Here is a 23261-nt window from a genome sequence, read left to right as displayed (position 1 = left end):
GGCGCGGGAAGAGATGTTCGAATGTGAGGAACAACTCGCTCCGGGCTGCCATGCGTCGGGGGCCGCAAGACAGCGATTTTCCGGACGACAGCCGGCCCCTGCCGCCTATTGAATGTTGATCCGCCCTGAACCGCGACGCATCTCCAACCTCGACTGTCACCCGGGCAGACCCCCGGGTGACGTCGATCCGGGGCTTCGCGCTGAGACGCACAAAGCGCTGTCCTACAAGCGGCATCGAATGTCATAACCTCCCGTCAGGCGCCCGCCGGCCGCCGCTCTTTGACCCCGTAAAAATCTCGGAAAACCGCACGCCCCGCTCACGCCCGGGGGCCGGACTTTTGCGCATTCACCATGCGCGATACGCGGGAAGTTTGTGAAGTTTGAGCCCGGAACCCACGGAAATCAGCGCTTTGACGTCACCGACACGGCGAGCGAAAGCATGCAGTTCCGACCTGATTCACAAAAAAGGGCGGCGCACAGCGCCGCCCCGAGGGGGAGAGTGTGTCAGAGGACGATCAGAACTTCACACGCACGCCGCCATAGAAGCGCCGCCCGATGATATCCCAGACCGCGTTGGGGCTGCCGTTCGGCGTGCCGACCCAGAGCGGCGGCGCCTGGACGTTGAACAGATTGTTCGCACCGACGAAGAGTTCGAAATTCTCGATGCCCTTGTAGCGGATCTGGGCGTCGGTGTAGATTTTCGACCCCACCGTGAAGTACTTCTGATCGGGCAGCGAGCCGTTCGCCAGACGGAAGTTCGTCTGATAGTTCTCGTAGTCGAACATCTGCTTGCCGATATACCGGTTGAAGAGCGTTACGCCGAACGTGTCGTCTTCCCAGGTCAGCGTGACGTTGGCCGTGTCGCGCGGCGTGCCCATTTCGCCCATGGTGTTGTCATAGGCGTCGCCGGTGAGCTGGATGACACCCTGCTTGAGCAGATGCGTCCAGTTCGCCTGCACGGAGGCAGTGCCGCCGAACAGCGGCCGCGTGTAGCCCAGCGTGAAGTCGAGACCGCGGGCGAACGAGCCGCCGCTGTTGATCAGGCCGCGAACGACCTGCTCGACCGAGCCGACGCTGAACGCGCCTGACGGCTGTTGGCGGCGCGTGATGAACTGGCAGAAATCCGCCAGACCATTGACGTAGCACTTGTTGAGTACCGTCGCCGCTGCGAGGCGGTTGATCGCCTGCTCCAGCTTGATGTCGAAATAATCGACCGTGAAGGTGAAGCCGCGCAGCGCCTCGATCGAGCGCGGATTGACGACCAGACCCAGGGTCAGCGTCTTGCCGGTTTCCTGAGCGATGTTCGGGTTCGCCGCCGTGATGCTGCCGACGCCCGCCGTATCCGACGAGGTCAGGACCATCGATCCGTTTTGCTGGATATTGGCCAGCACGCCCGGATCCTTGCGACAGTTCACCGCCACGGCACTGGTCTGCGCCATGGTCACGCCCTGGCACGGATCGGTGATGGTGATGATGCCCGCTGCTGCTGCTGCATAGAGCTCGCCGATATTCGGTGCGCGGACGGCGTGTGCATAGACGCCGCGGAAGCGGATATCCTCGACCGGGGACCATTCGGCGCCCACATTCCATGCCCAGAAGCTGCCGACCGTCGAATAATCGGAGACGCGGGCAGCGCCGCGCAGCGTCAGGTTGTGGATGAACGGCGTGTCATGGATGACCGGCACGACGACCTCGCCATAAGCTTCCTTCACCGTGAAGGAGCCGGACGTGTCGAGCAGCTGGACATAGCCGTTGCGCGCGGCGTTGGTCAGCGGATCGAAGTCGTCCATGCTGGACTCTTCGCGCCATTCGCCACCTACGGACACCTGCACCGGGCCGGCCGGCAGGTTGAACACGGTGCCGCCGACGTTGAACGAGGCGGTCTGCATCTCCTGCTTCGAGTAACGGCTCATCTCCGTATAGAGCCAGGCTGCGGCTTCCTTCGAGACCTTGCTCGAACCATCCGCATTCAGGCCATAGACGTTGATCGGAACGCAGCCCTGCGAGCGCGCATTGGCATCGACGCAGGTCGCCTCGGTCGTGTTGCCGTCGCGGTCATAGTCGAACACGTCGGGAATGACCTGCACCGCCTGGGCAAGGCGATAGAGATCGGCGAGACCCGTCATCCCCTGGCGTTGCTTGCTGTAACCGTACTGATAGTAGAAGTCGGCCGCCCAGTCGCCGCCCAACTCCCACGTACCGCCAGCCGCGACGCGGAAATTGTCGCGCTCGGTCGGCGTGCTGCGCGTGCCGTCCCCGAACATGGTCGTGCGCAGCAGGAAGCTGACGTCCTTGGACGCGAACGAGTCGTTGACGGCGCGGTTGTCGGCCGCATTGAACACAGCGGTCGGGACGAGCGGATTGTTGAGGATCCGCACGTCATTGGGGTTGGTCGGGTTCACGACCTGGAACTGGATCGGGAAGAACCCGTTCGTTCCCGTGAACGCGCCAAGCGCGCTGTCGGTGCGCATCGGCGAGGCCTCGCGCTTGCCGTTCGTTTTGTAGTTCGAGAAGGTCGATTCCGCGAACAGGTTCAACGTGTCCGTCACATCATAGTTGACGCGCATGGCGACGGTGATCTGGTTCGACGGCGAGGCCTGCTGCCCTAGCGCGGCGGCATTATAGCCATATTTGTTGATCTTCGCTTGGATGGCCGGATCCAGATAGTTCGATGCGTTGAGGCCGGGATAGCTGTCCAGCGTGCCATCGGGCAGGATCAGCCGGCTGCCGGAGCCGCCGAAGTTGAACGCACCGCCCGGACCGACATTGGACGGCTGATAGAAGCGATCGAACAGTTTCTGCGCAGCCGTCAGGTTCTGGTCGCTGTTGCCACCGACGCGCAGCAGGTTGCCGACGCTGCTGTAGCCCGCGGCCGTGCGCTCGCGCTTGAAGTTGGGCACATTGCCTTCGTGGTTGAACCCGGCATAGACCATCACGTTGCCGCGGTTGTCCGCGAAGTTCTGACCCAGGGTCGCATTGAGCGAATAGCGCTTGTCGTCGCCCAATTCCGAAATGCCGGCCTGCGCATTGGCCAGGAAGCCGTTGAAGTTCTTCTTGTAGATGAAGTTGACGACACCGGCGACGGCGTCAGAACCGTAGACGGCCGAAGCGCCACCCGTCAGCACATCGACGCGCTCGACGAACGAACTCGGGATCATCGACAGATCGACCTGCGCCGTACCCGGGATACCCGCGACCGTGCGGCGGCCATCGATCAGCACCAGTGTGCGATCACTGCCGAGATTACGGAGGTTGACCGTGGCGAGACCGGGGCTGGTGTCGCCGGCATTGCTCACGCGCGTCTGGCTCGGCACGCCGACGGCAGGAACCTGCGTCAGCACTTCCTGCACGTTGGTCGCGCCGGCATTTTCGAGCTTCTCGGCGGTGACGACCTGCAGCGGCGACGATGAGGTCAGCGCCGGATTGCGAATGCGGCTGCCCGTGACGACGATCTCTGCGTCGGCGGCACGGTCTTCAGCCTGCTGCGGCTCGGCCCCACCCTGTGCGAAGGCCGACGAGCTCGCGAAGAGCGTCATCACGCTCGTTCCGAGCAGCATTCCACGCAACAGCGCGGGACGCGATGTTCTGGAAATCCTCATCATCCACTCCCTTTCCCATGTTCTTATGTGTCCACCGGACACCACACGTTCCTCGGTACGGCCCCGCCGTATCGTCACGTTCCTCCTTGCGCGGCGTCGCGCACGGCGCGCGCCACAGCATCGCGCCAGCGGCGCACAACGCGCGCACGCTGCTCGGCCGACATGGCCGGCGCGAAGCGCTCTGATTGAACCGGATTGCCGCCAGCGGTCGCGAGGCCCAGCGCCTCGCGGGCCAGGCGTGCCGCGCCAAGGGCACTTGCTTCCGCAATGGCAGGCCGCACGATCTCGCGGTCGAGCAGGTCGGCGAGCAATTGCATCAGCAAATCGTTCCGCGCGGCGCCACCATCGACCGATAGCTCGGGCAAGGTCGCGCCGAGATCGGCATCGAGCGCGGCAACGACATCGCCGATCTGCAGCGCAATCGCCTCGATCGTCGCGCGAGCAACATGAGCCGGGCTGCTGCCGAGCGACAGGCCGGTGATCTCGCCACGCGCGTCGCTGCGCCAGTGCGGCGCACCGAGGCCCGCGAGCGCAGGCACGAACACGACTCCGCCGCTGTCCTCGACACTTGCCGCCAGGCTGGTCAGCGCTTCCTCGTCCGGGAGCCCGAGCAAAGCCGTGGCGAACGAAGCCGCGTGGCCGGAGACCGAGATATTGCCCTCGAGCGCGTGCTGCACGGCGGCGCCCTGGCTCCAGGCGATCGTGCTCGACAGGCCGTGCGAGGAATGCACCCGGCCTTCCGTCGCGGTCATCAACGAGCTGCCGGTGCCAATCGTTACCTTGAGACGCGCGCCGCTCGCCGTATGCGAGAACAGGGCCGCGTGGCTGTCACCGATCATCGCTTGAATTGGCGTCCCGTCACCCAGCGCCGTCAGGCCGGGCGCGACGGTGCCGAAGCGCGTATCGGACGGCATGACCGTGGGCAACAGCGCGAGCGGAACGTCGAACAGCCGGGCCAGTTCGGCGTCCCAGGACAGGGTATCGAGATTGAACAGCTGCGTGCGCGAGGCATTGCCATGGTCGGTCGCATGCACAGCGCCGCCGGTCAGGTTCCAGAGCAGCCAGCTGTCGATCGTACCGCACTTGAGCTCGCCGCGCTCGGCCCGCGCGCGCGCGCCCGGCGTCTCGTCGAGCAACCACGCAATCTTGGCGGCGGGAAACAGCGGATCGATGCCCAGACCCGAGCGCGCGACAATCTCTGCCTCATGCCCCGCAGCCCGCAACGCATTGCAGCGATCAGCCGAGCGGCGGCACTGCCAGATGATGGCCGGGCCGATGGGGCGGCCCGTCTCCGCGTCCCAGACCACGATCGTCTCGCGCTGGTTGGAAATCGCGACCGCGACGATGTCGGCCGGATTGGCGGCGGCAGCGATCTCGGCGATGAGCGCGGCGACCGATTCCCAAATGTCCGACGCCGACTGCTCGGCCCAGCCGGGATGCGGATAGTCGATCTTCATCGCCCGCGAGCGCGACAGGCGGACCGAACCATCGGGCGCAACCAGCAACGCCTTGGTGTTGGTCGTACCCTGATCGATCGCGAGGACGAACTGCCCGGTCATGAGCGCTTGCCCGCAACCAGAGTGCGCGCGGCCGAGGCGATGCCGTCAGCGGTGAGGCCGTAGCGCTCCATCAGCCACTTCGCCGAACCGGTGGGAAGAAAGCCCGGAAAACCGAGCATCTTCATGCGGACCGGGCTGTTCTCGGCGCAATATTCCGCAACCGCGCCGCCAAGGCCGCCGGTCGCCAGCCCTTCCTCGGCCGTGACGATCGCGCCCGTTGCGGCGGCTGCAGCGATCGCCTCGACGTCGAGCGGCGAGATCGTCGCCATGTTGATCACGCGCGCGGCGATGCCCTCACCCGCCAGCGCCGTGGCCGCGTCGAGCGCGCGATGCACGAGTGTGCCGTTGACGATGATCGCGACGTCGTCGCCATCACGCAGCGTCTCGGCCTTGCCGATCGCGAAGCGGGCGCCCTCGGGCCGCTCGATCGCGGGGACAGGCATGCGGCTGATGCGGACATAGACCGGGCCGTCAAGCGCCGCGGCCGCCTTGATCGCTTCCGCCGTCTCCCACGGATCGGCAGGCACGATGACCGTCAGCTTGTCGATGGCGCGCAGCCAGGCGATGTCCTCGATGCTGTGATGCGTGGCGCCGAGCTCGCCATAGGCAACGCCCGACGAGATGCCGCACAGCTTCACATTCTGTTCGCTATAGGCGCAGTCCGCCTTGATCTGCTCCAGCGCACGCGCCGTCAGGAAGCAGGAGGCGCCGCTTACGAACGGGATCTTGCCACCATTGGCGAGACCGGCGCCGACGCTGACCATATTCTGCTCGGCAATGCCGACATTGATGAGGCGCGTCGGGAAGCGCTCGCGAAACTTGCCCAGCTTCGACGAACCGACCGAGTCATTGACCACCGCGACGATGCGATCGTCGCCCTCCGCCAACTCCTCGACGGCACGGACATAGGCATCGCGACAATCGAACATGCCGGCGATGACGGGCACAGCGGCGCTCACTTGCCCATCTCCGCGTCCAGCTCGGCAATCGCCTGGGCATATTGCTCCGCATTGGGCACCCCGTGGTGCCAGCCGGCCTGATCCCGCATGAAGCTGACGCCCTGGCCCTTGAACGTATTGGCGATGATCACCCGCGGCTTCGTGCGCGGCTCGGCAGCGGCATCGAACGCCGCGAGCAAGGCAGCATGATCATGGCCATCGACCTCGACGACCTGCCAGCCGAAAGCGCGCCATTTGTCGCCGAGCGGCTCCAGCGAATTGGTCTCTTCGGTGCGCGCGCCCTGCTGAAGCCGGTTGCGATCGACAATCACGGTCAGGTTGCCGAGTTCGCGGTGGCCAGCGAACATCGCGGCTTCCCACATGCTGCCTTCCTGAAGCTCGCCGTCGCCGGTGAGGACGAACACGCGATAGGCGGCATTGTCTATCTGCCCCGCCACCGCGATGCCGACACCCACGGGCAAGCCATGGCCGAGCGGGCCGGTGTTGGTTTCGACACCGGGGAGATAGGCCCTGTTCGGATGACCGTTGAGCCGCGACTCGGGCTTCAGATAGGTGTCGAGTTCGGCTTCGGCAAAGAAGCCCGAGGCGGCCAGCGCCGTGTACAGCACGCCGGTGCAATGCCCCTTGCTCAGCACGAAGCGATCCCGTCCGGGAGCGGCAGGATCTTTTGGGTCGATCCGAAGAATATCGAAATAGAGCGAAGCCACGATATCTGCGGATGAAAGGTCACCGCCAGGGTGACCCTGACCGGCATCAACAATCATCTTCAGCAGCCGACGGCGCATCCAATTCGCCCGCTCACGGACATGCTCTGCCCGCTTGGCGAACGAATCGCGTGCATTCGCCGAAATGGCCGAATCTGACATATGCGGACTGCCCATCACCCTCTCTCTTAGCGCCACAACTAACCGACCCTTTCCTGTTTCGCAAGAATTTTGCTTTCGATTATTTTCGTTTCTAAAGCCATCTCATAAAAATTGACAAAATACGTAACTGAGCGATACCTGATGAAGCCACGACCGCCCTGTCCGAGGTGCGGCACCCCGAGAGGATGCGCGTTGAAAGGTCTTGCCAAGTGCTTGTCACGCGATTGTACAACGGCGGCGACCCTGTTTTTCGGTCTTTGTCGGACCGATCATCAAGCGAGCTCGCCTCAATGAGAACCCGTCTCCTCGCCGAAACCCGTCGCAGAAAAGTGCTGGACTGGCTCCAGGAAGAAGGCAGCGCGCGTGTGCGGACACTTGCCGACGCCTTCAACGTCTCTGAAGTCACGATCCGTCAGGATCTCGAGAAGCTGGAGGCGGAAGGCTACATCACTCGCGAGCATGGCGGCGCCTTCCTGAAGTCCGTGCCGCAGCAAGTGCGCGAAATGGCCCTGCAGCACCGGGACAATATGGATGCGAAGCAGCGCATCGGCCGCGCCGCAGCGCAGCTTGTCGGAGACGGCGAAACCATCGTGCTCGATTCCGGCTCGACCACTACGGAGGTCGCCGCCAATCTGCTCACCCGTCGCGACATGACCGTCATCACCAATGCGCTCAACATCGCGCTGATGCTCGGCGCGGAGTCGGGTTTCGAAGTGCATATGACTGGCGGCCACTTCAAGGCGCCGACCCTGTCGCTTAGCGGCGAGCGTTCGGCCGACTATTTCAAGGGCCTGTTCGTCCGGAAGTTGTTCCTGGCCACGGCCGCACTCGATCTGGAGGCGGGGCTCACCTACCCGGCACTGTCCGACATCGCGGTCAAGCGCGCCATGATCGAGGCGGCCGAGCGCGTCTATCTGGTCGCCGATTCGAGCAAGATCGGGGTGCGCTCCTTCTCGTCCCTGGGCGGACTCGATCTCGTCCATGTCCTCATAACCGACGACGGCATCAAACCCGAGGATCGCGCCGCGATCGAAGCCATCGGGGTGCAGGTGATCGTCGCCTGACATTTCCTCACAGGAGAGAATGACCGTGAGCAATCAGAAATATGGTGCCGGCATCTGGCACTTCGCGACCTACGTGGACCGCTATGCGACCGACGGCTACGGCCCTCCCCGCACGCTGATCGAGATGATCGACCTCGCCGGGCAGGTGAACGACCTCTCCGTGGTGGACATCAACTACCCCTTCCCCGGCGGCGAAACCTCGTTCGAGAAGGTCGAGGACGCGCTGAAGCGCAACAACCTCTCCGTCATCGGCATCACGCCGGAAATCTACACGCGCCAGTTCGCCAAGGGCGCCTTCACTAACCCCGATCCGGGCGTGCGCAAGCTCGCCAACGAGATGGTCAACGACGCGGCCAATGTCGTACGCCGCTTCAACGCCAGCTATGTGAAGCTCTGGCCAGGGCAGGACGGTTGGGATTATCCCTTCCAGGTCGACCATGGAAAACTCTGGCGTCATTCGATCGACGGCATCGCCGAACTGGCCGGGCAGAATCCCGATCTCAACTTCGTCATCGAATACAAGCCGCGCGAGCCGCGCGTCCACATGAGCTATGACAGCGTGGCGCGCACCCTGCTCGGCATCGAGAAGATGGGCGTGCCCAATGTCGGCATCCTGCTCGACTTCGGCCACTCGCTCTACGGCGGCGAAAGCCCGGCCGATGCGGCGCAGCTCGCCATCGATCATGGACGGCTGTTCGGGATGGACGTTAATGACAATTTCCGCAGCTGGGACGACGATCTGATCGCCGGTTCCGTCCATCCGATCGAGCTGTTCGAGTTCTTCTACACGCTGCGCAAGAACAAGTGGGAAGGCGTGTGGCAGCTCGACCAGTTCCCGTTCCGCGAGGATTCGGTGGCGGTCGCCAATTCCGCGATCGACTTTCTCAAGGGCATCGAGCGGGCGCTCGACAAGCTCGATTTCGATGCGATGCAGAAGGCGCAGGACGCGCATGATGCCGTTACGGCACTAAAGCTTGCACGGGAAGCGCTGTTCACGTCCTATTGAGGCGCATTCTCTCCGACACACCTCTTGACGGCACGCCCATGGCGCGTCACGGCGAATAATATGATTATTTCATCCGCTACGGATTTTCGGGAAGCCGCGCGGCGCAAGCTGCCGCGCTTCCTTTTCGACTATGCCGATGGGGGCGCCTATGCCGAGGAGACGCTGCGCCGCAATGTGAGCGACCTTGCCGGCATCGAACTGCGTCAGCGCGTACTCAAGGATGTCGCGTCGATCGATCTGTGCACGACCCTGTTCGGTCGGCAAGTCTCGCTCCCCGTCGCGCTCGGCCCGGTGGGGATCGGCGGCATGTATGCAAGGCGCGGTGAATTGCAGGCCGCCCGCGCGGCGAAGGCGGCCGGCGTGCCCTTGTGCCTGTCGACCGTGTCGATCTGCCCGATCGAGGATGTGGCGCGGATTGCGCACCCCTTCTGGTTCCAGCTCTACGTCATCAAGGACCGCGCGTTCATGCGTGACCTGATCGCTACGGCCAAGGCGAACGGCGCGCAAGCGATGGTGTTCACGGTCGATATGCCGGTGCCGGGCGCTCGCTATCGCGATGCGCATTCCGGCATGTCCGGCCCCAATGCCCCGCTCCGTCGCGTACTGCAGGCGATGACGCATCCGCGCTGGGCGCTCGATGTGGGCCTACTGGGCCGGCCACATACGCTCGGCAACCTGAAGCCCGTGCTCGGCAACAAGAGCGGTCTAAACGACTATATGGGCTGGCTGGGCGCAAACTTCGATCCGTCGATCCAATGGCATGATCTCGACTGGATTCGCGCCGAATGGGACGGCCCGCTCGTCATCAAGGGTATTCTCGATCCGGAGGACGCGCGAGAAGCGGCGGCGATCGGCGCCAATGGCATCGTCGTCTCCAACCATGGCGGCCGCCAGCTCGACGGTGTCAAGTCGACCGCACGCGCCCTCCCCGCCATTGCCGACGCGGTCGGCGACAGACTGACGGTGCTGGCCGATGGCGGTGTCCGCAATGGTCTCGATGTCGTGCGCATGCTGGCGCTCGGCGCCAAAGGCGTCCTGCTCGGCCGAGCATGGGTCTACGCGCTCGCCGCGCAGGGTGAGGCGGGCGTCACCAAGCTGTTCGAGCTGATCGCCAAGGAAATGACGGTCGCGATGACACTGACCGGCGTGAACCGGATCGATGCGATCGACCGCTCGATCCTTGCAGAGGATGTGCGATGAAACTTCTCGAAGGCAGGACCGTGCTGATCACCGGCGGCTCGACCGGCATTGGCCGCGCGGCGGCGATTGGCGCGGCGCAGCATGGCGCGAACGTCGCGATCAACTTCGCCTCGAGCGATGACAAGGCCGCCTCCTGCATCGCGCAGATCAAGGCGCTCGGGCAGAGGGGTCTCGCCGTGAAGGGCGACGTTGCGCTGCCCGAGACCGCGACCGATTTTGTCGCAAAGGCGGTGGAGGCATTCGGGCGCGTCGATGTGATGGTCTCGAACGCCGGCATCTGCCCGTTCCACGCTTTTCTCGACATGCCGGTCGAGACGGTCGACCGCACCTTCCGCGTCAACCTGCACGGCGCTTATTATATGGTGCAGGCGGCCGCCAACCAGATGGTGAAGCAGGGCGACGGCGGCGCGATCGTCGCGGTCTCCTCCATCTCGGCGCTCGTCGGCGGCGAGTTTCAGACGCACTACACCCCCACCAAGGCCGGCGTGCATTCCCTGATGCAGTCGGCCGCGATCGCGCTCGGCAAGCACGGCATACGCTGCAATTCCGTGCTGCCGGGCACGATCCTGACCGAGATCAACAAGGAGGACCTCGCCGATCAGGACAAGCGCGATCGCATGACCGCGCGCATCCCGCTCGGCCGACTTGGCGAATCCGAGGACCTGGCGGGGCCGATCGTGTTCCTCGCCTCGGACATGGCGGCCTATGTTACTGGCGCCGCGCTGCTCGTTGATGGCGGCGCTTTTGTAAACCTGCAATAGACATCGACGTCAATGTCGCTGCTCATGCCCAAGCCTGATGAAGAGACGCTCGCCCGCCGTGGCGAGATCGTCGCTGCGATGCGCGCGATCGTCCCGGGCGAAGGCGTGATCGACGATGTGGATGGCTTGCGGCCCTATGAGACGGACGCGCTGACCGCCTATCGCCAGCTGCCGATGGTCGTCGCGCTGCCCGAAACGACCGCGCAGGTCGCGGCGATCCTCGCCTGGTGCCACGCCAATAAGGTCAAGGTCGTGCCGCGCGGCGCCGGCACATCTCTCTCGGGTGGTGCCCTGCCCCTGGCCGACGGGGTACTGCTCGGCATGGCGCGGTTCAACCGTGTCCTCGATATCGATTATGTCGACCGGATCGCCGTCGTGCAGCCGGGCGTCACCAATCTCGCAATCACCCGCGCCGTCGAGGACGAGGGCTTCTATTATGCGCCCGATCCCTCCAGCCAGATCGCTTGCACGATCGGCGGCAATGTCGCGGAGAATAGCGGCGGCGTGCATTGCCTCAAATATGGCCTCACCACCAACAATGTGCTCGGCGTCGAGCTGGTGACGATCGAGGGCGAGATCATCCGCCTCGGCGGGCGCGGGTTGGAACCGGCAGGCCTCGATCTGCTCGGGCTGATCGTTGGATCGGAAGGTCTGCTCGGCGTCGTCACCGAAGTGATCGTGCGCCTGCTTCCTCGCCCCGAGACGGCGCGCGCATTGCTCATCGGCTTCCCGAGCGTCGAGGGCGCGGGCAAATGCGTCGCCGACGTGATCGCGGCCGGCATCATCCCGGCCGGCATGGAAATGATGGACCGGCCCGCCGTCCATGCGGCCGAAGCGTTCGTGCAGGTCGGCTATCCGCTCGATGTCGAGGCGCTGCTCATTGTCGAGCTCGATGGCCCAGCGGCGGAGTGCAATCATCTCCTTGGCGAGGTCGAGGCAATTGCGCGCGCCAATGGCGCGATCTCGGTCCGAACCTCGCGCGACGACAGCGAACGCCTCGCCTTCTGGGCCGGACGCAAGGCCGCCTTCCCCGCCGCCGGACGCCTCGCGCCGGATTATCTCTGCATGGACGGGACGATCCCGCGCCGCCGCCTGCCAGATGTGCTGGCGCGGATGCGCGAACTGTCGGATCATCACGGCCTCGGCGTCATCAACGTGTTCCATGCCGGCGACGGCAATCTCCACCCGCTCATTCTCTACGATGCGAACCAGCCGGGTCAGCTCGACGAGGCAGAGGCGTTCGGCGCCGATATCCTTAAGCTGTGCGTCGAGGTTGGCGGCGTGTTGACCGGCGAGCATGGCGTCGGCGTCGAGAAGCGCGATCTGATGCCGGAGATGTTCAGCAAGGTCGATCTCGCGCACCAGCAGCGCGTCAAATGCGCGTTCGACCCGGAATTGTTGCTCAATCCTGGCAAGATGTTCCCGGAGCTGCATCGCTGCGCCGAGCTTGGCCGTATGCATGTCCACAAGGGACAGGTGCCTTTCCCCGATCTGCCGCGCTTCTAGGATGCTGCGACCGGCCACCACAGATGAGCTGTGCGAGGCAATCTCGGCTGCAACCGCCCCGCTGATGCTGCGCGGAGGCGGCAGCAAGGATGCGATCGGCGCGCCCTCGCCCGACGCGACGCGCATCGACATGCGCGGCTTCACTGGCGTGGTCGACTATGATCCGCCCGAGCTGGTGCTGACCGTCCGCGCCGGCACGCCGCTTGTCGATGTGCAGGCTCTGGTCGCGGGTGAAGGACAGATGCTGGCCTTCGATCCGTTCGATCATGCCGCGCTACTTGGCGGAACACCGGGACAAGCGACGATCGGCGGCGTGATCGCGGCGGGCGTCTCAGGCCCCTCGCGCCTCAGCCGCGGCGCGGCGCGCGATCATCTGCTCGGCTTTGAGGGGGTCTCGGGCCGCAGCGAACGCTTCATCGCCGGGGCAAAGGTCGTCAAGAACGTCACCGGCTATGATCTGCCCAAGCTGGTCACGGGCAGTTGGGGCCGGCTGGTGGCCATGACGGAACTGACGCTGAAGGTCCTGCCTGCACCTCGCGAGCAGCGGACGCTCGTGCTACGGGGCCTCGATCCTGCGGCGGCAGTGGTAGCCTTGGCGCGCGCGCTGGGATCGGCGGCCGAGGTCTCGGCGGCGGCCCATCTTCCGAACTGGAATGGGGACGCGCTGACCGCGATCCGGCTCGACGGCTTTCCCAGCTCCATCGACGCTCGGGCCGAGACGCTGGTTCGCTTGCTGGGCGGCCTCGATACGCTCGACGGTCCAGACGGCGCCGCTCTTTGGGAGGCCGTAAGACACGCCAGCCCACTGCCTTCCGACAAGCCGCTTTGGCGGATCATCGTGCCCGCGAAGGAAGCAGCGACCGTCGTCAGGACGCTTGGCGACGCCGACTGGCTGTTCGACTGGGCCGGTGGCCTGATCTGGCTGGCGAGTGCGACCGACTCGCAGGCAATCCGCGCCGCCGCAAGCAAGGTGGGCGGCCACGCGACCCTGATCCGCGCCGATGCCGCGATGCGCGCGACCGTGCCGACGCTTCATCCGCAAGCCGCGCCCCTTGCAGCGCTGGAAACACGTGTGCGGCGTGCCTTCGATCCCAATGGGGTATTCGAGACCGGACGGTTCGGGGGCCACAGCTAGATGCAAACGCAATTCACCCCCGAGCAGCTCGCCGATCCGGCCATGGCGTCATCCGAAGGCGTGATCCGCAAATGCGTGCATTGCGGCTTCTGCACGGCGACTTGCCCGACCTATGCGCTGCTCGGCGACGAGCTCGATAGCCCGCGCGGCCGCATCTACCTGATCAAGGACATGCTGGAGAATGAGCGCCAGCCGAGCGCCAAGGTGGTCAAGCATATCGACCGCTGTCTCTCCTGCCTGTCCTGCATGACGACATGCCCATCGGGCGTGAACTACATGCACCTCGTCGATCATGCCCGCGCCTATATCCACGAGCGCTACGACCGCCCCTGGCACGAGAAAATGTTGCGCAGCATTTTGGCTTGGGTGCTGCCGAATCCGGGACGTTTCCGGCTCGCGCTGGGCGCCGCAGCCCTCGGACGCCCTTTCGCACCGCTGTTTGCCAAGTTTGCTGCGCTGAAGCCGCTTGCAGCGATGCTCGCCCTCGCCCCGAGAAGCCTGCCTCCGCAGGCAAGCCTGGAGCCATCCAAGGCAACCCACGCGAAAGGCCGCGTGGCCCTGTTGCAGGGCTGCGCCGAGCCCGTGCTGCGACCCGAGTTTCGCGCAGCCGCCGTCCGTCTCCTCAACCGCGCCGGCTATGACGTGGTGTTCGCGGCGGGCGAGCAATGCTGCGGCGCGCTCGTCCATCATATGGGGCGCGAGGAAGACGGCCTGAATGCCGCGCGGCGCAACGTCGACGCCTGGACGCGCGAGATCGAGACGGGCGGGTTGGCCGCGATCATCGTCACCGCTTCGGGCTGCGGCACGACGATCAAGGACTATGGCTTCATGCTACGCAACGATCCCGCTTATGCGGAGAAGGCGGCGCAGGTGTCGGCGCTCGCCAGGGATATCAGCGAATGGCTGGTCGAGGCCGACTTGCCTGTCGGCGACGGACGCGGGCTGACAGTGGCCTATCATGCCGCCTGCTCGCTGCAGCACGGGCAGAAAGTCACCGAGGCCCCCAAGCGACTCCTGGTCAACGCCGGCTACACCGTGCGCACGCCGGCCGAAGCGCATCTCTGCTGCGGCTCGGCAGGGACCTACAATATTCTCCAGCCGGAGATTGCCGGGCAGCTCGGCGATCGCAAGGCGGCCAATCTCGCCCAGCTCGACGCAGACGTCATCGCGACCGGCAATATCGGCTGCGCGATGCAGATCGGTTCGCGCATCGGCGTGCCCGTAGTCCATACCGTCGAACTGCTCGATTGGGCCACCGGCGGACCCGCTCCGGAGCAATTAAAGGCGCATGCAGCACGCGCCGGCGGTTGACTCAATTAATAATATTATACAATGAGACGTCTCAGGCGCGGGCATCGCAAAGGCCCGTGCTTTCAGGGGAAGGACGTCTGGACAATGCACCTCCGCTCGATCTCGCTCGCAGCGCTCGCCGCCATCGCGGCGATGCCCGCAGCGGCCGAGACGCAGGCGCTGTCGGTCGCGCCCGGTGGTCATTATCTCCTTGCCGGCGGCAAGCCTTTCTTCTGGCTGGGTGACACGGCCTGGCTGCTGCTCAGCCGGCTCGACCGGGCCGAGACGGAAAAATATCTCCAGACCCGACAGCGTCAGGGTTTCAACGTCATCCAGGTGATGGTGCTGCACACGCCGAAGATGACGAGCCGCAACGGATCGGCCGCGCTGATCGACGGTGATCCCGCCCGCCCGCGCACGACGCCGGGGAGCGACCCCGCCCAGAGCACGGAATATGACTATTGGGATCATCTCGACTGGGTCGCCACGCGGGCCGAAGAACTTGGTCTCTATCTCGCTTTGGTGCCCGTCTGGGGCGACATCGCGATGAACAAGATTCTCACGCCCGCCAATGCGCCGACCTACGGCCGCTTCATGGCGGAGCGCTATGGCAAGCGGACGAACATCATCTGGCTGAACGGCGGCGATACCCGCTCCGAACAGAACAGCGCGGCATGGGATGCGCTCGGCACGACGATCAAGTCGATCGCGCCGCAGCAGCTGATGACCTTCCACCCGATCGGCCGCACGGACTCATCGTGGCAATGGCATGACGCGAAATGGCTGGACTTCAACATGTTCCAGTCCGGCCACCGCTCCTATGCGCAGGAAGGCGCGAACGCTAAGGGCGAGGATAATTGGCGCTATGTCGCCGAGGACTGGGTGAAGCTGCCCGCCAAGCCGACGATCGACGGCGAACCTTCCTACGAGAATATTCCGCACGGCCTGCACGAGAAGCCGCCGCAGCCGCGCTGGCTGGCGGCCGACGTGCGCCGCTATGCCTGGTGGGCCGTGATGGCCGGCGCCTTCGGCCACACCTATGGCGAGAATAACATCATGCAGTTCTTCCTGCCGGGCGCCGACACGAAGAATTTCGAGGCGGACATTCCCTGGTACGAGGCCATGGAGGCGCCGCGCGCGCCCGGCGCGGACCAGATGCGCCATGTCCGCACGCTGATCGAAGCACGCCCGATGCTCGAGCGCGTGCCGGATCAGTCGCTGATCACCGACAATGGCGAGCGCTACGAGCGCGTGCTGGCGAGCCGGGGCAAGCGCTATGCCTTTGCCTACACCTATACGGGGCGGCCGTTCACGATGCGGCTCGGCACGATCGCCGGCAAGCAGGTGCGCGCCGGCTGGTACTCGCCGCGCGACGGCAAGACGACGCCGATCGGCACGTTCGCCAACACAGGCACACGCCGCTTCGATCCGCCGGGCGAGATCGCACCGGGCAATGACTGGGTGCTGGTGCTCGACGACGCCCGCCGCACCGCGACCGAATAAAGGAACTACCGCCTTGGCTCTGCCGAAGATCAAACATGTCCGCGCCTTCACCGTCCGTGGCGGCGGCGCGGACTATCACGACCAGGGCGCCGGTCACTGGATCGACGACCATATCGCCACGCCAATGGCGAAATATCCCGCTTATCGCCAGTCGCGACAGAGCTTCGGCATCAACGTGCTCGGGACGCTCGTCGTGGAACTGGAAGCCGATGACGGCACGATCGGCTTCGCGGTGACGACCGGCGGCGAGCCGGCCTGCTACATCGTCGAGAAGCATCTCTCGCGCTTTCTGATCGGCCGCAGCCCGGCGGAATATGAGCTGATCTGGGACCAGATGTATTTCTCGACCCAATATTATGGCCGCAAGGGTCTGGTCATCAACGCCATCTCCGGGGTCGACCTCGCCATCTGGGACCTGCTCGGCAAGCTGCGCGATGAGCCGGTCTATCACATGCTCGGCGGCGCGGTGCGCGACGAACTGCAATTCTACGCCACCGGATCGCGCCCGGACGTCGCCAAGGAGCTGGGCTTCATCGGCGGCAAGCTGCCGCTGCATCATGGCCCCGCCGAAGGGCTGGAAGGCATGGAGAAGAACATCGCGCTGCTGGCCGACATGCGATCCAAATGCGGCGACGACTTCTGGCTGATGTACGACTGCTGGATGGCGCTCGACATCGATTATGCCACGCGCCTCGCCCACCGCGCCTACAAGGAATGCGGCCTCAAGTGGATCGAGGAAGCGCTCAGCCCCGATGACTATTGGGGCTATGCCGAGCTCAAGAAGAATGCGCCGCGAGGGCTGCTCGTCACCACCGGCGAGCATGAAGCGACGCGCTGGGGCTTCCGCATGCTGATGGACATGGAGTGCTGCGACATCATCCAGCCGGACGTCGGCTGGTGCGGCGGCGTTACCGAGCTCATCAAGATCGCCAATTATGCCGACAGCAAGGGCGTGCTGATGATCCCGCATGGCTCGTCGGTCTACAGCTATCATTTCGTGATCACCCGCCACAATTCGCCGTTCGCCGAGTTCCTGATGATGCATCCGGGGCCGACCGAAGTCGTGCCCATGTTCGCGCCGCAGCTGCTGGGCGAACCCGTGCCCGTGAACGGCAAGATCCGCGCGAGCGAACTCGACAGACCGGGCTTCGGCGTCGAGCTCAATCGCGACATCGCTCTCCACCGCCCCTATTCGAACTGAGGACTGACCTATGAAGCTCTGCCGCTATGGCGCCGCTGGCGCCGAAAAGCCCGGTATCATCGACGCCGATGGCCGCATCCGTGACCTCTCCGGCCATGTCGCCGACATCGGCCCGGCCGAGCTGGGCAAGGACGGGCTGGCGAAGCTCGCCGCGATCGACCCAGCCTCGCTGCCGCTGGTGGACGGCGACGTGCGCTACGGCCCCTGCGTCACCGGCACGCGGCATTTCGTCGCGATCGGCCTCAACTACGCCGATCATGCCGCGGAATCGAACCTGCCGATCCCCGACGAGCCGGTCGTGTTCAACAAGTGGGTGAGCTGCATCCAGGGTCCGAACGACCCCGTCACCATCCCGCGCGACAGCCTCAAGACCGACTGGGAAGTCGAGCTCGGCATCGTCATCGGCACGGCTACCTCCTATGTCGAGGAAACCAATGCGCTCGACTATGTGGCGGGCTATTGCGTGGTGAACGACGTCTCCGAGCGTCACTGGCAGATCGAGCGCGGCGCGACCTGGGACAAGGGCAAGGGCTTCCCCACCTTCGGTCCGGTCGGCCCGTGGATGGTCACGGCGGACGAGGTCGGCGATCCGCAGCAGCTCTCCATGTGGCTGGACGTCAACGGCGCGCGCAAGCAGGACGGCTCGACCGAGACGATGATCTTCTCCGTCGCGCATATCGTCTCCTATCTCTCGCAGATCATGACCCTGCTGCCGGGCGACATCATCACGACCGGCACGCCGCCGGGCGTCGGCATGGGCCAGAAGCCCGAGCCGGTTTACCTCAAGGCCGGTGACGTGGTCGAACTCGGGATCGAGAAGCTCGGCAGCCAGCGTCAGGACTTCGTCGCCTGGAAGGCCGGCCAGTGAGCGGCCGCTTCGAGGGGCGCGTCGCGGTCATCACGGGCGGCGCCGCCGGCATTGGCCGCGCAACCGCCGAGCGACTGGCGGCGGAAGGCGCGAAAGTGAGCGTCTGGGACATCTCGCCCGATGCCCTCGCCGATTGCGCCTTCGCGGCGCATACCGCGCAGGTCGACCAGTCCGACGAAGCGGCCGTGATCGCCGCCGCGCAGGACGTGGTGGCCAAGCTCGGCCGGCTCGACATCCTCGTGGTCTCGGCCGGTATCACCGGACCGAACACGACGCTGGAGACCTATCCGAGCGACGCCTGGCGCAAGGTGATGTCGATCAATGTCGACGGCACCTTCTACTGCAACAAGGCGGTCGTGCCGCTGATGAAGGCGAACGGCTATGGCCGGATTGTCAACATCGCATCGGTCGCGGGCAAGGAAGGCAATCCCAATGCCTCGGCCTATTCGACCTCCAAGGCGGCCGTGATCGGCATGACCAAGTCGCTGGGCAAGGAACTCGCCAAGGACAATATCACCGTCAACGCGGTCACGCCGGCCGCCGTGCGCACCGCGATCTTCGACCAGATGACGCAGGCGCATATCGACTTCATGCTCTCGAAGATCCCGATCGGCCGCTTCGGCACGGTGGACGAGAATGCCGCGATGATCTGTTTCCTCGCCAGTGAGGAAGCCAGCTTCTCGACCGGCGCCGTCTTCGACACGTCCGGCGGGCGAGCCACCTACTGATGACCAACCGCCCCGTCTTCGTCGATCCGCACGTCCACCTGTGGGACCTGTCGCATGTGCGCTATCCGTGGCTGATGCCGCCGTTCAGCGATGACGGGCCCAATGGCAGCGTGGAGCCGATCGCGTCCGATTACGGCCTCGACGAGTATCTCGCCGACGCCGGCAATTGGGATGTGCGCGGCATCGTGCATATCGACGCGGGCGCGCATCCCGATGATGCGCTCAAGGAAACCGAATGGCTGCAGGCCATGGCCGACGCGCGCGGCATGCCGAGCGGCATCGTCGCGTTCGCGGCGCTCGAGAGTCCGGAGCTGGAGCCGTTGCTGGCAGCGCAGGCTGCACATCGCAACGTGCGCGGCATCCGCCACATCATCAACTGGCACCCTGACCCGCAGCGCAGCTACTCGGCGAGCGACATCACGACCTCGGACGCATGGATTCACGGCTTCGGCCTGCTCTCCCGCTATGGCCTCAGCTTCGATCTCCAGGCCTATCCCGGCCAGTTCGCGCATCTCGCGACGCTGATCGCCCGGCATCCGGACACGCAGGTCATCCTCGACCACACCGGCATGGCCATCCCGAACGACGAGGACGGCTGGGAGGTCTGGCGCAGCGGCATGGCAGCGCTCGCGGCGCTGCCCAATGTCGCGGTCAAGATATCGGGTATGGGCTTCACCTGGCGCCCGTGGGACGCGGCGCAGGCACGGCCCTATGTGCTGGAGACCATCGACCTGTTCGGCACCGACCGCGCGATGTTCGCCAGCAATTTCCCGACCGACAAGCTGTTCGGCAGCTTCGACAAGCATCTGGACACCTATAGCGCGATCACGATCGGCTTTTCGGAGACCGAACGTGCGGCGCTGTTCGCGGGCAATGCCAACCGCATCTACCGGCTGGGGCTGGCGCTCTAGGCCATGCTTGTCGTCGATCTGCGCACCGAACACACCGTCGAATTGCTCGGCACGGAAGTCACACGTCCGCGCCTGTCGTGGCGGATTGAAAGCGACGCGCCCGATGCTGCGCAGGCCCGATACCGCATCCGCGCCGCAGCGAGCAGCGAGGCGCTGGAAGGCGGCGCGCTGCTCTGGGATTCCGGGCGTGTTGCAAGCGATGCGAGTTTCGACATCGTCTATGGTGGCCCCGCCCTTCAATCGATGCAGCGCGTCTGGTGGTCGGTCGAGGTGACCGACAACACCGGCGCGACGGCCCTCTCCGCGCCGTCCTGGTTCGAGGCCGGCCTGCTCTCGACCGAAGGCTGGCGGGCGGACTGGATCGAGGCCGAAGACAGCTTCGCCGCTGCCGAGCGCGCCGCGGGCGTGAGCTGGGTATGGAGCGAGAAGGCGCTCGACGATCGCCCCCATGCCTTCCGCCTCGATTTCGAGGCCCCGGACGATCTGGTCCGTGCCGAGGTGCTGATTGCCGGCAAGGACCATCTGCGCGGCGTCTGGGTCAACGGGGCAAAGTCGCCGCTCGACTGGCATTTCGACTGGGACACCTATCTGCCCTTCTGGGGCACGCTTGCGCCTTATGAAGGCGAGATCCGGCCCGGCCGCAACAGCGTCTGCGCACTGGTCGAGGCGGACACGGTCGGCTTCTTCCCCGTGGATGGCGGCGCCTTCGCCGCGCTCGTTCGCCTGCATCGGACGGACGGCAGCATCGATCGCATCGTCGGCAAGGCGTTCCGCGTCATGCCCAACCCGACCGAAGGCTGGACGGCCCCGGACTTCGACGCAAGCGGCTGGGCGAACGTCGTGCTGAGCACGAGCTGGGCGCAGGGCGACCCGCGCCCCAGCGAACCGGCAATGCTGCTGCGGACCGAATTCACCCCGGACAAACCCGTCGTCGTCGCGCGTCTCTATGCGACGGCACTCGGCGCCTATGATGCACGCATCAATGGCCAGGCCGTCAGCGACGCGATCCTCGCGCCCGAGATCAGCGTCGCGAAGGATCATGTCCTCTATCAGGTTCATGACGTCACCGATCTGATCCAGCCCGGCGCCAATGCCTTTGCCGCCACTGTCGGCGACGGCTGGTATGCGAGCCCGTTCGGCTGGCGGATCGAGCGCTATGGCTTCGGACCCGCGCCGCGCAGGTTCCGGGCACAATTGCGGCTGGATTATGCGGACGGCAGCAGCGAATGGGTGACGACCGGGCCAGACTGGCGCCTTGCCCCTTCGGCCATCACCAAATCCGAAATCTATGACGGCGAAACGCGAGATGCCCGGCTCGAAGAGGCAGGCTGGGACAGTGCGGGCTTCGACGATGCCGACTGGGCGGGTGCCGTGCGGGGCGCGGAACCGGATACGCGCCTGATTGCCCAGACATCCCCTGTCCTGGCACGCATCGGCACACGCCGCGCGCTCAGCGTGCAGGAACCTCAGCCGGGCCGCTATCTGTTCGACTTCGGTCAGAACTTCTCCGGCTGGGTCCGCATCCGGGCGAACGGTCCAGCGGGAACGATCATCACCGCCAAATTCGCCGAACTGCTCAATCCGGACGGCACGGCCGATCTCGCGAACCTGCGCCTCGCCCGAGCGACGGACACCTTCATCCTCGCGGGCAACGGTGAGGAAAGCTTCGAACCGAGCTTCACCTATCATGGCTTCCGCTATGTCGAGGTCGTCGGCTATCCCGGCGTGCCGACGGCGGACGACATCGAGGGCATCGTCGTCAACAGCGCTTGCGCCGAGACCGGCAGCATGACCTTCCCGGACGCGCCTTTGCTGCAGACCATCTGGCAGAATGCGCTCTGGAGCCAGCGCAGCAATTTCTTCGCCGTGCCGACCGATTGCCCGCAGCGCGACGAGCGCATGGGCTGGATGGGCGATATCCAGGTGTTTCTCGACGCGGCCGCTTTCAACATGGACGTGGACCCGTTCATCCGCCGCTTCCTGCTGGAGGCGCGCGCCGCACAGCGGGAGGACGGTGCTTATCCGATCGTGGTGCCGCAGCCCCTCTCCTTCCCAGACGTCGTCACGGCGGGCTGGAGCGAGGCCGGCATCATCCTGCCTTGGCAGCTCTGGCAGCGCTATGGCGACACGGCCGTCATCGACGAGAACTGGGACGCGATGGAAGGCTGGATGGCTTATGTCGCGCGCGCCAATCCGGACGGCATCTGGCGCAATGATCGCGGGCTCGATCTGGGCGACTGGCTCTCGGTCGACGCGATCAAGCCGGATGACGAGACGACGCCGCGCGTCCTGTGCGCGACCGCCTATTGGGCGTGGTGCGCCGAGCTCATGGCCGACATGGCGGACGCGACCGGACGCAATGGCGATGCCCGCTGCTATCGCCAGTTGCGCGACCGGATCGGCGAGGCTTTCGCGCGAGAGTTCGTCAGCGAGGACGGCACGGCCGGCAATGGCAGCCAATGCAGTCAGGTGCTGGCGCTCCATATGGGGCTGGTGCCGGACGCACATCGTGCAGCGGCGGCCGAAGTGCTGGCTCGCGACATCCGCGCGCGCGGCATGAAGCTCTCGACCGGCTTTCTCGGCACGCCCTACATCCTCGACGTGCTCGCCGACGCCGGACTGCACGAGGAAGTCGCCGGACTGCTGCTCCAGACGCGCTATCCGAGCTGGGGCTATATGCCGAGCCAGGGCGCGACGACGATGTGGGAGCGCTGGAACGGCGACACCGGCGACCTGTCGATGAACAGCTACAACCACTATGCCTTCGGCGCGATCGTCGGCTTCTTCTATCGGCGCCTGGCCGGTATCGCGTCTGCGACGCCCGGCTTCCGCACGATCGCCGCGCGGCCGCTCTGGTATCCGGCGATCGGCCGCGTGAGCGCACGCTATGACTCGATCGTCGGCACGATCACGGCCGAGACCGACGGTGACGCGAGCGGTCTCACGCGCTTCAGACTGACAGTGCCTGCCAATGCGACGGCCGAGGTTGAACTGCCCGGCAATGGCTGGCGCGCAGGCGGCCAAAGTCTGCCCGGCGACGGCACGGCCACCCGCATCACGGTCGGCTCTGGGAGCCACGATTTCAAAAGATCCGGAGAGGAATGA

Annotated in this window: 17 protein-coding genes; 13 read left to right on the top strand and 4 right to left on the bottom strand. The window is 65.2% G+C overall.

Annotated elements, in window-relative coordinates; genetic code table 11:
• Nucleotides 1-515: 515 nt before the first annotated feature.
• The 4 genes from KM135_RS02285 to KM135_RS02270 all read right to left on the bottom strand — a co-directional run bounded on the left by KM135_RS02285 (nucleotide 516) and on the right by KM135_RS02270 (nucleotide 6902).
• Entirely contained in the window at nucleotides 516-3557 is a 3042-nt protein-coding gene (locus KM135_RS02285) for a TonB-dependent receptor plug domain-containing protein (protein WP_221712273.1), read from the bottom strand.
• 116 nt (nucleotides 3558-3673) lie between these two features.
• Nucleotides 3674-5158, bottom strand: coding sequence for an FGGY family carbohydrate kinase (locus tag KM135_RS02280; protein WP_221712272.1), 1485 nt, complete (start codon nucleotides 5156-5158; stop codon nucleotides 3674-3676).
• On the bottom strand, nucleotides 5155-6117 hold the full coding sequence (locus KM135_RS02275) for a transketolase family protein (protein WP_343228126.1): 963 nt from the start codon (nucleotides 6115-6117) through the stop codon (nucleotides 5155-5157). The genes KM135_RS02280 and KM135_RS02275 overlap by 4 nt, the downstream gene beginning before the upstream one ends.
• A complete protein-coding gene (locus KM135_RS02270) occupies nucleotides 6114-6902 on the bottom strand; it encodes a transketolase (RefSeq protein WP_246605662.1) in 789 nt (262 codons plus the stop codon). The genes KM135_RS02275 and KM135_RS02270 overlap by 4 nt, the downstream gene beginning before the upstream one ends.
• Before the next feature lie 371 nt (nucleotides 6903-7273).
• Between KM135_RS02270 and KM135_RS02265 the strand changes: the two genes are divergently transcribed.
• From KM135_RS02265 to KM135_RS02205, 13 genes are all read left to right on the top strand, one after another.
• Nucleotides 7274-8047: a DeoR/GlpR family DNA-binding transcription regulator gene (locus tag KM135_RS02265; RefSeq protein ID WP_221712270.1), complete on the top strand. Its 774-nt coding sequence runs from the start codon at nucleotides 7274-7276 to the stop codon at nucleotides 8045-8047.
• Nucleotides 8048-8072: 25 nt separating this feature from the next.
• Entirely contained in the window at nucleotides 8073-9053 is a 981-nt protein-coding gene (locus tag KM135_RS02260) for a sugar phosphate isomerase/epimerase family protein (protein ID WP_221712269.1), read from the top strand.
• A 60-nt stretch (nucleotides 9054-9113) separates the two neighbouring features.
• Nucleotides 9114-10253, top strand: a complete 1140-nt coding sequence (gene lldD, locus KM135_RS02255) for an FMN-dependent L-lactate dehydrogenase LldD (protein WP_221712268.1) — start codon at nucleotides 9114-9116, stop codon at nucleotides 10251-10253.
• Complete coding sequence (lra1, locus tag KM135_RS02250; RefSeq protein WP_221712267.1) at nucleotides 10250-11014, top strand: L-rhamnose 1-dehydrogenase Lra1; 765 nt, start codon at nucleotides 10250-10252, stop codon at nucleotides 11012-11014. Before lldD ends, lra1 begins: the two co-directional genes overlap by 4 nt.
• A gap of 12 nt (nucleotides 11015-11026) precedes the next feature.
• Nucleotides 11027-12520: an FAD-linked oxidase C-terminal domain-containing protein gene (locus KM135_RS02245; RefSeq protein ID WP_221712266.1), complete on the top strand. Its 1494-nt coding sequence runs from the start codon at nucleotides 11027-11029 to the stop codon at nucleotides 12518-12520.
• 1 nt (nucleotide 12521) lies between these two features.
• The gene (glcE, locus tag KM135_RS02240) at nucleotides 12522-13655 is read left to right on the top strand and encodes a glycolate oxidase subunit GlcE (protein WP_221712265.1); all 1134 of its coding nucleotides are present in this window, start codon (nucleotides 12522-12524) and stop codon (nucleotides 13653-13655) included.
• Nucleotides 13656-14966: a glycolate oxidase subunit GlcF gene (gene glcF / locus KM135_RS02235; protein ID WP_221712264.1), complete on the top strand. Its 1311-nt coding sequence runs from the start codon at nucleotides 13656-13658 to the stop codon at nucleotides 14964-14966.
• Between the two features lie 84 nt (nucleotides 14967-15050).
• On the top strand, nucleotides 15051-16448 hold the full coding sequence (locus KM135_RS02230) for a glycoside hydrolase family 140 protein (protein ID WP_221712263.1): 1398 nt from the start codon (nucleotides 15051-15053) through the stop codon (nucleotides 16446-16448).
• Between the two features lie 13 nt (nucleotides 16449-16461).
• On the top strand, nucleotides 16462-17649 hold the full coding sequence (rhmD, locus tag KM135_RS02225; RefSeq protein ID WP_246605660.1) for an L-rhamnonate dehydratase: 1188 nt from the start codon (nucleotides 16462-16464) through the stop codon (nucleotides 17647-17649).
• 10 nt (nucleotides 17650-17659) lie between these two features.
• Nucleotides 17660-18517 carry a fumarylacetoacetate hydrolase family protein gene (locus KM135_RS02220; protein WP_221712261.1) on the top strand — a complete coding sequence of 286 codons (858 nt, stop codon included), beginning with the start codon at nucleotides 17660-17662 and terminating at the stop codon, nucleotides 18515-18517.
• A complete protein-coding gene (locus KM135_RS02215; RefSeq protein WP_221712260.1) occupies nucleotides 18514-19245 on the top strand; it encodes an SDR family NAD(P)-dependent oxidoreductase in 732 nt (243 codons plus the stop codon). The genes KM135_RS02220 and KM135_RS02215 overlap by 4 nt, the downstream gene beginning before the upstream one ends.
• Complete coding sequence (locus KM135_RS02210; RefSeq protein WP_221712259.1) at nucleotides 19245-20156, top strand: amidohydrolase family protein; 912 nt, start codon at nucleotides 19245-19247, stop codon at nucleotides 20154-20156. Before KM135_RS02215 ends, KM135_RS02210 begins: the two co-directional genes overlap by 1 nt.
• A gap of 3 nt (nucleotides 20157-20159) precedes the next feature.
• On the top strand, nucleotides 20160-23261 hold the full coding sequence (locus KM135_RS02205) for an alpha-L-rhamnosidase (RefSeq protein WP_221712258.1): 3102 nt from the start codon (nucleotides 20160-20162) through the stop codon (nucleotides 23259-23261).

Source organism: Sphingobium xanthum (assembly GCF_019737615.1).
GTDB classification, from domain to species: Bacteria; Pseudomonadota; Alphaproteobacteria; order Sphingomonadales; family Sphingomonadaceae; genus Sphingobium; species Sphingobium xanthum.
Note: the sequence above shows the minus strand (reverse complement) of the source record. Positions and strands in the feature narration are given on the sequence as shown.

What these genes read in the sequence shown, in the direction of transcription:
- KM135_RS02285 (WP_221712273.1), bottom strand. Translation starts at nt 3,557, where the DNA reads ATGCTGCTCGGAACGAGCGTGATGACGCTCTTCGCGAGCTCGTCGGCC.
- KM135_RS02280 (WP_221712272.1), bottom strand. Translation starts at nt 5,158, where the DNA reads ATGACCGGGCAGTTCGTCCTCGCGATCGATCAGGGTACGACCAACACC.
- KM135_RS02270 (WP_246605662.1), bottom strand. Translation starts at nt 6,902, where the DNA reads ATGCGCCGTCGGCTGCTGAAGATGATTGTTGATGCCGGTCAGGGTCAC.
- KM135_RS02265 (WP_221712270.1), top strand. Translation starts at nt 7,274, where the DNA reads ATGAGAACCCGTCTCCTCGCCGAAACCCGTCGCAGAAAAGTGCTGGAC.
- lldD (WP_221712268.1), top strand. Translation starts at nt 9,114, where the DNA reads ATGATTATTTCATCCGCTACGGATTTTCGGGAAGCCGCGCGGCGCAAG.
- lra1 (WP_221712267.1), top strand. Translation starts at nt 10,250, where the DNA reads ATGAAACTTCTCGAAGGCAGGACCGTGCTGATCACCGGCGGCTCGACC.
- KM135_RS02245 (WP_221712266.1), top strand. Translation starts at nt 11,027, where the DNA reads ATGTCGCTGCTCATGCCCAAGCCTGATGAAGAGACGCTCGCCCGCCGT.
- glcE (WP_221712265.1), top strand. Translation starts at nt 12,522, where the DNA reads ATGCTGCGACCGGCCACCACAGATGAGCTGTGCGAGGCAATCTCGGCT.
- glcF (WP_221712264.1), top strand. Translation starts at nt 13,656, where the DNA reads ATGCAAACGCAATTCACCCCCGAGCAGCTCGCCGATCCGGCCATGGCG.
- KM135_RS02230 (WP_221712263.1), top strand. Translation starts at nt 15,051, where the DNA reads ATGCACCTCCGCTCGATCTCGCTCGCAGCGCTCGCCGCCATCGCGGCG.
- KM135_RS02220 (WP_221712261.1), top strand. Translation starts at nt 17,660, where the DNA reads ATGAAGCTCTGCCGCTATGGCGCCGCTGGCGCCGAAAAGCCCGGTATC.
- KM135_RS02210 (WP_221712259.1), top strand. Translation starts at nt 19,245, where the DNA reads ATGACCAACCGCCCCGTCTTCGTCGATCCGCACGTCCACCTGTGGGAC.
- KM135_RS02205 (WP_221712258.1), top strand. Translation starts at nt 20,160, where the DNA reads ATGCTTGTCGTCGATCTGCGCACCGAACACACCGTCGAATTGCTCGGC.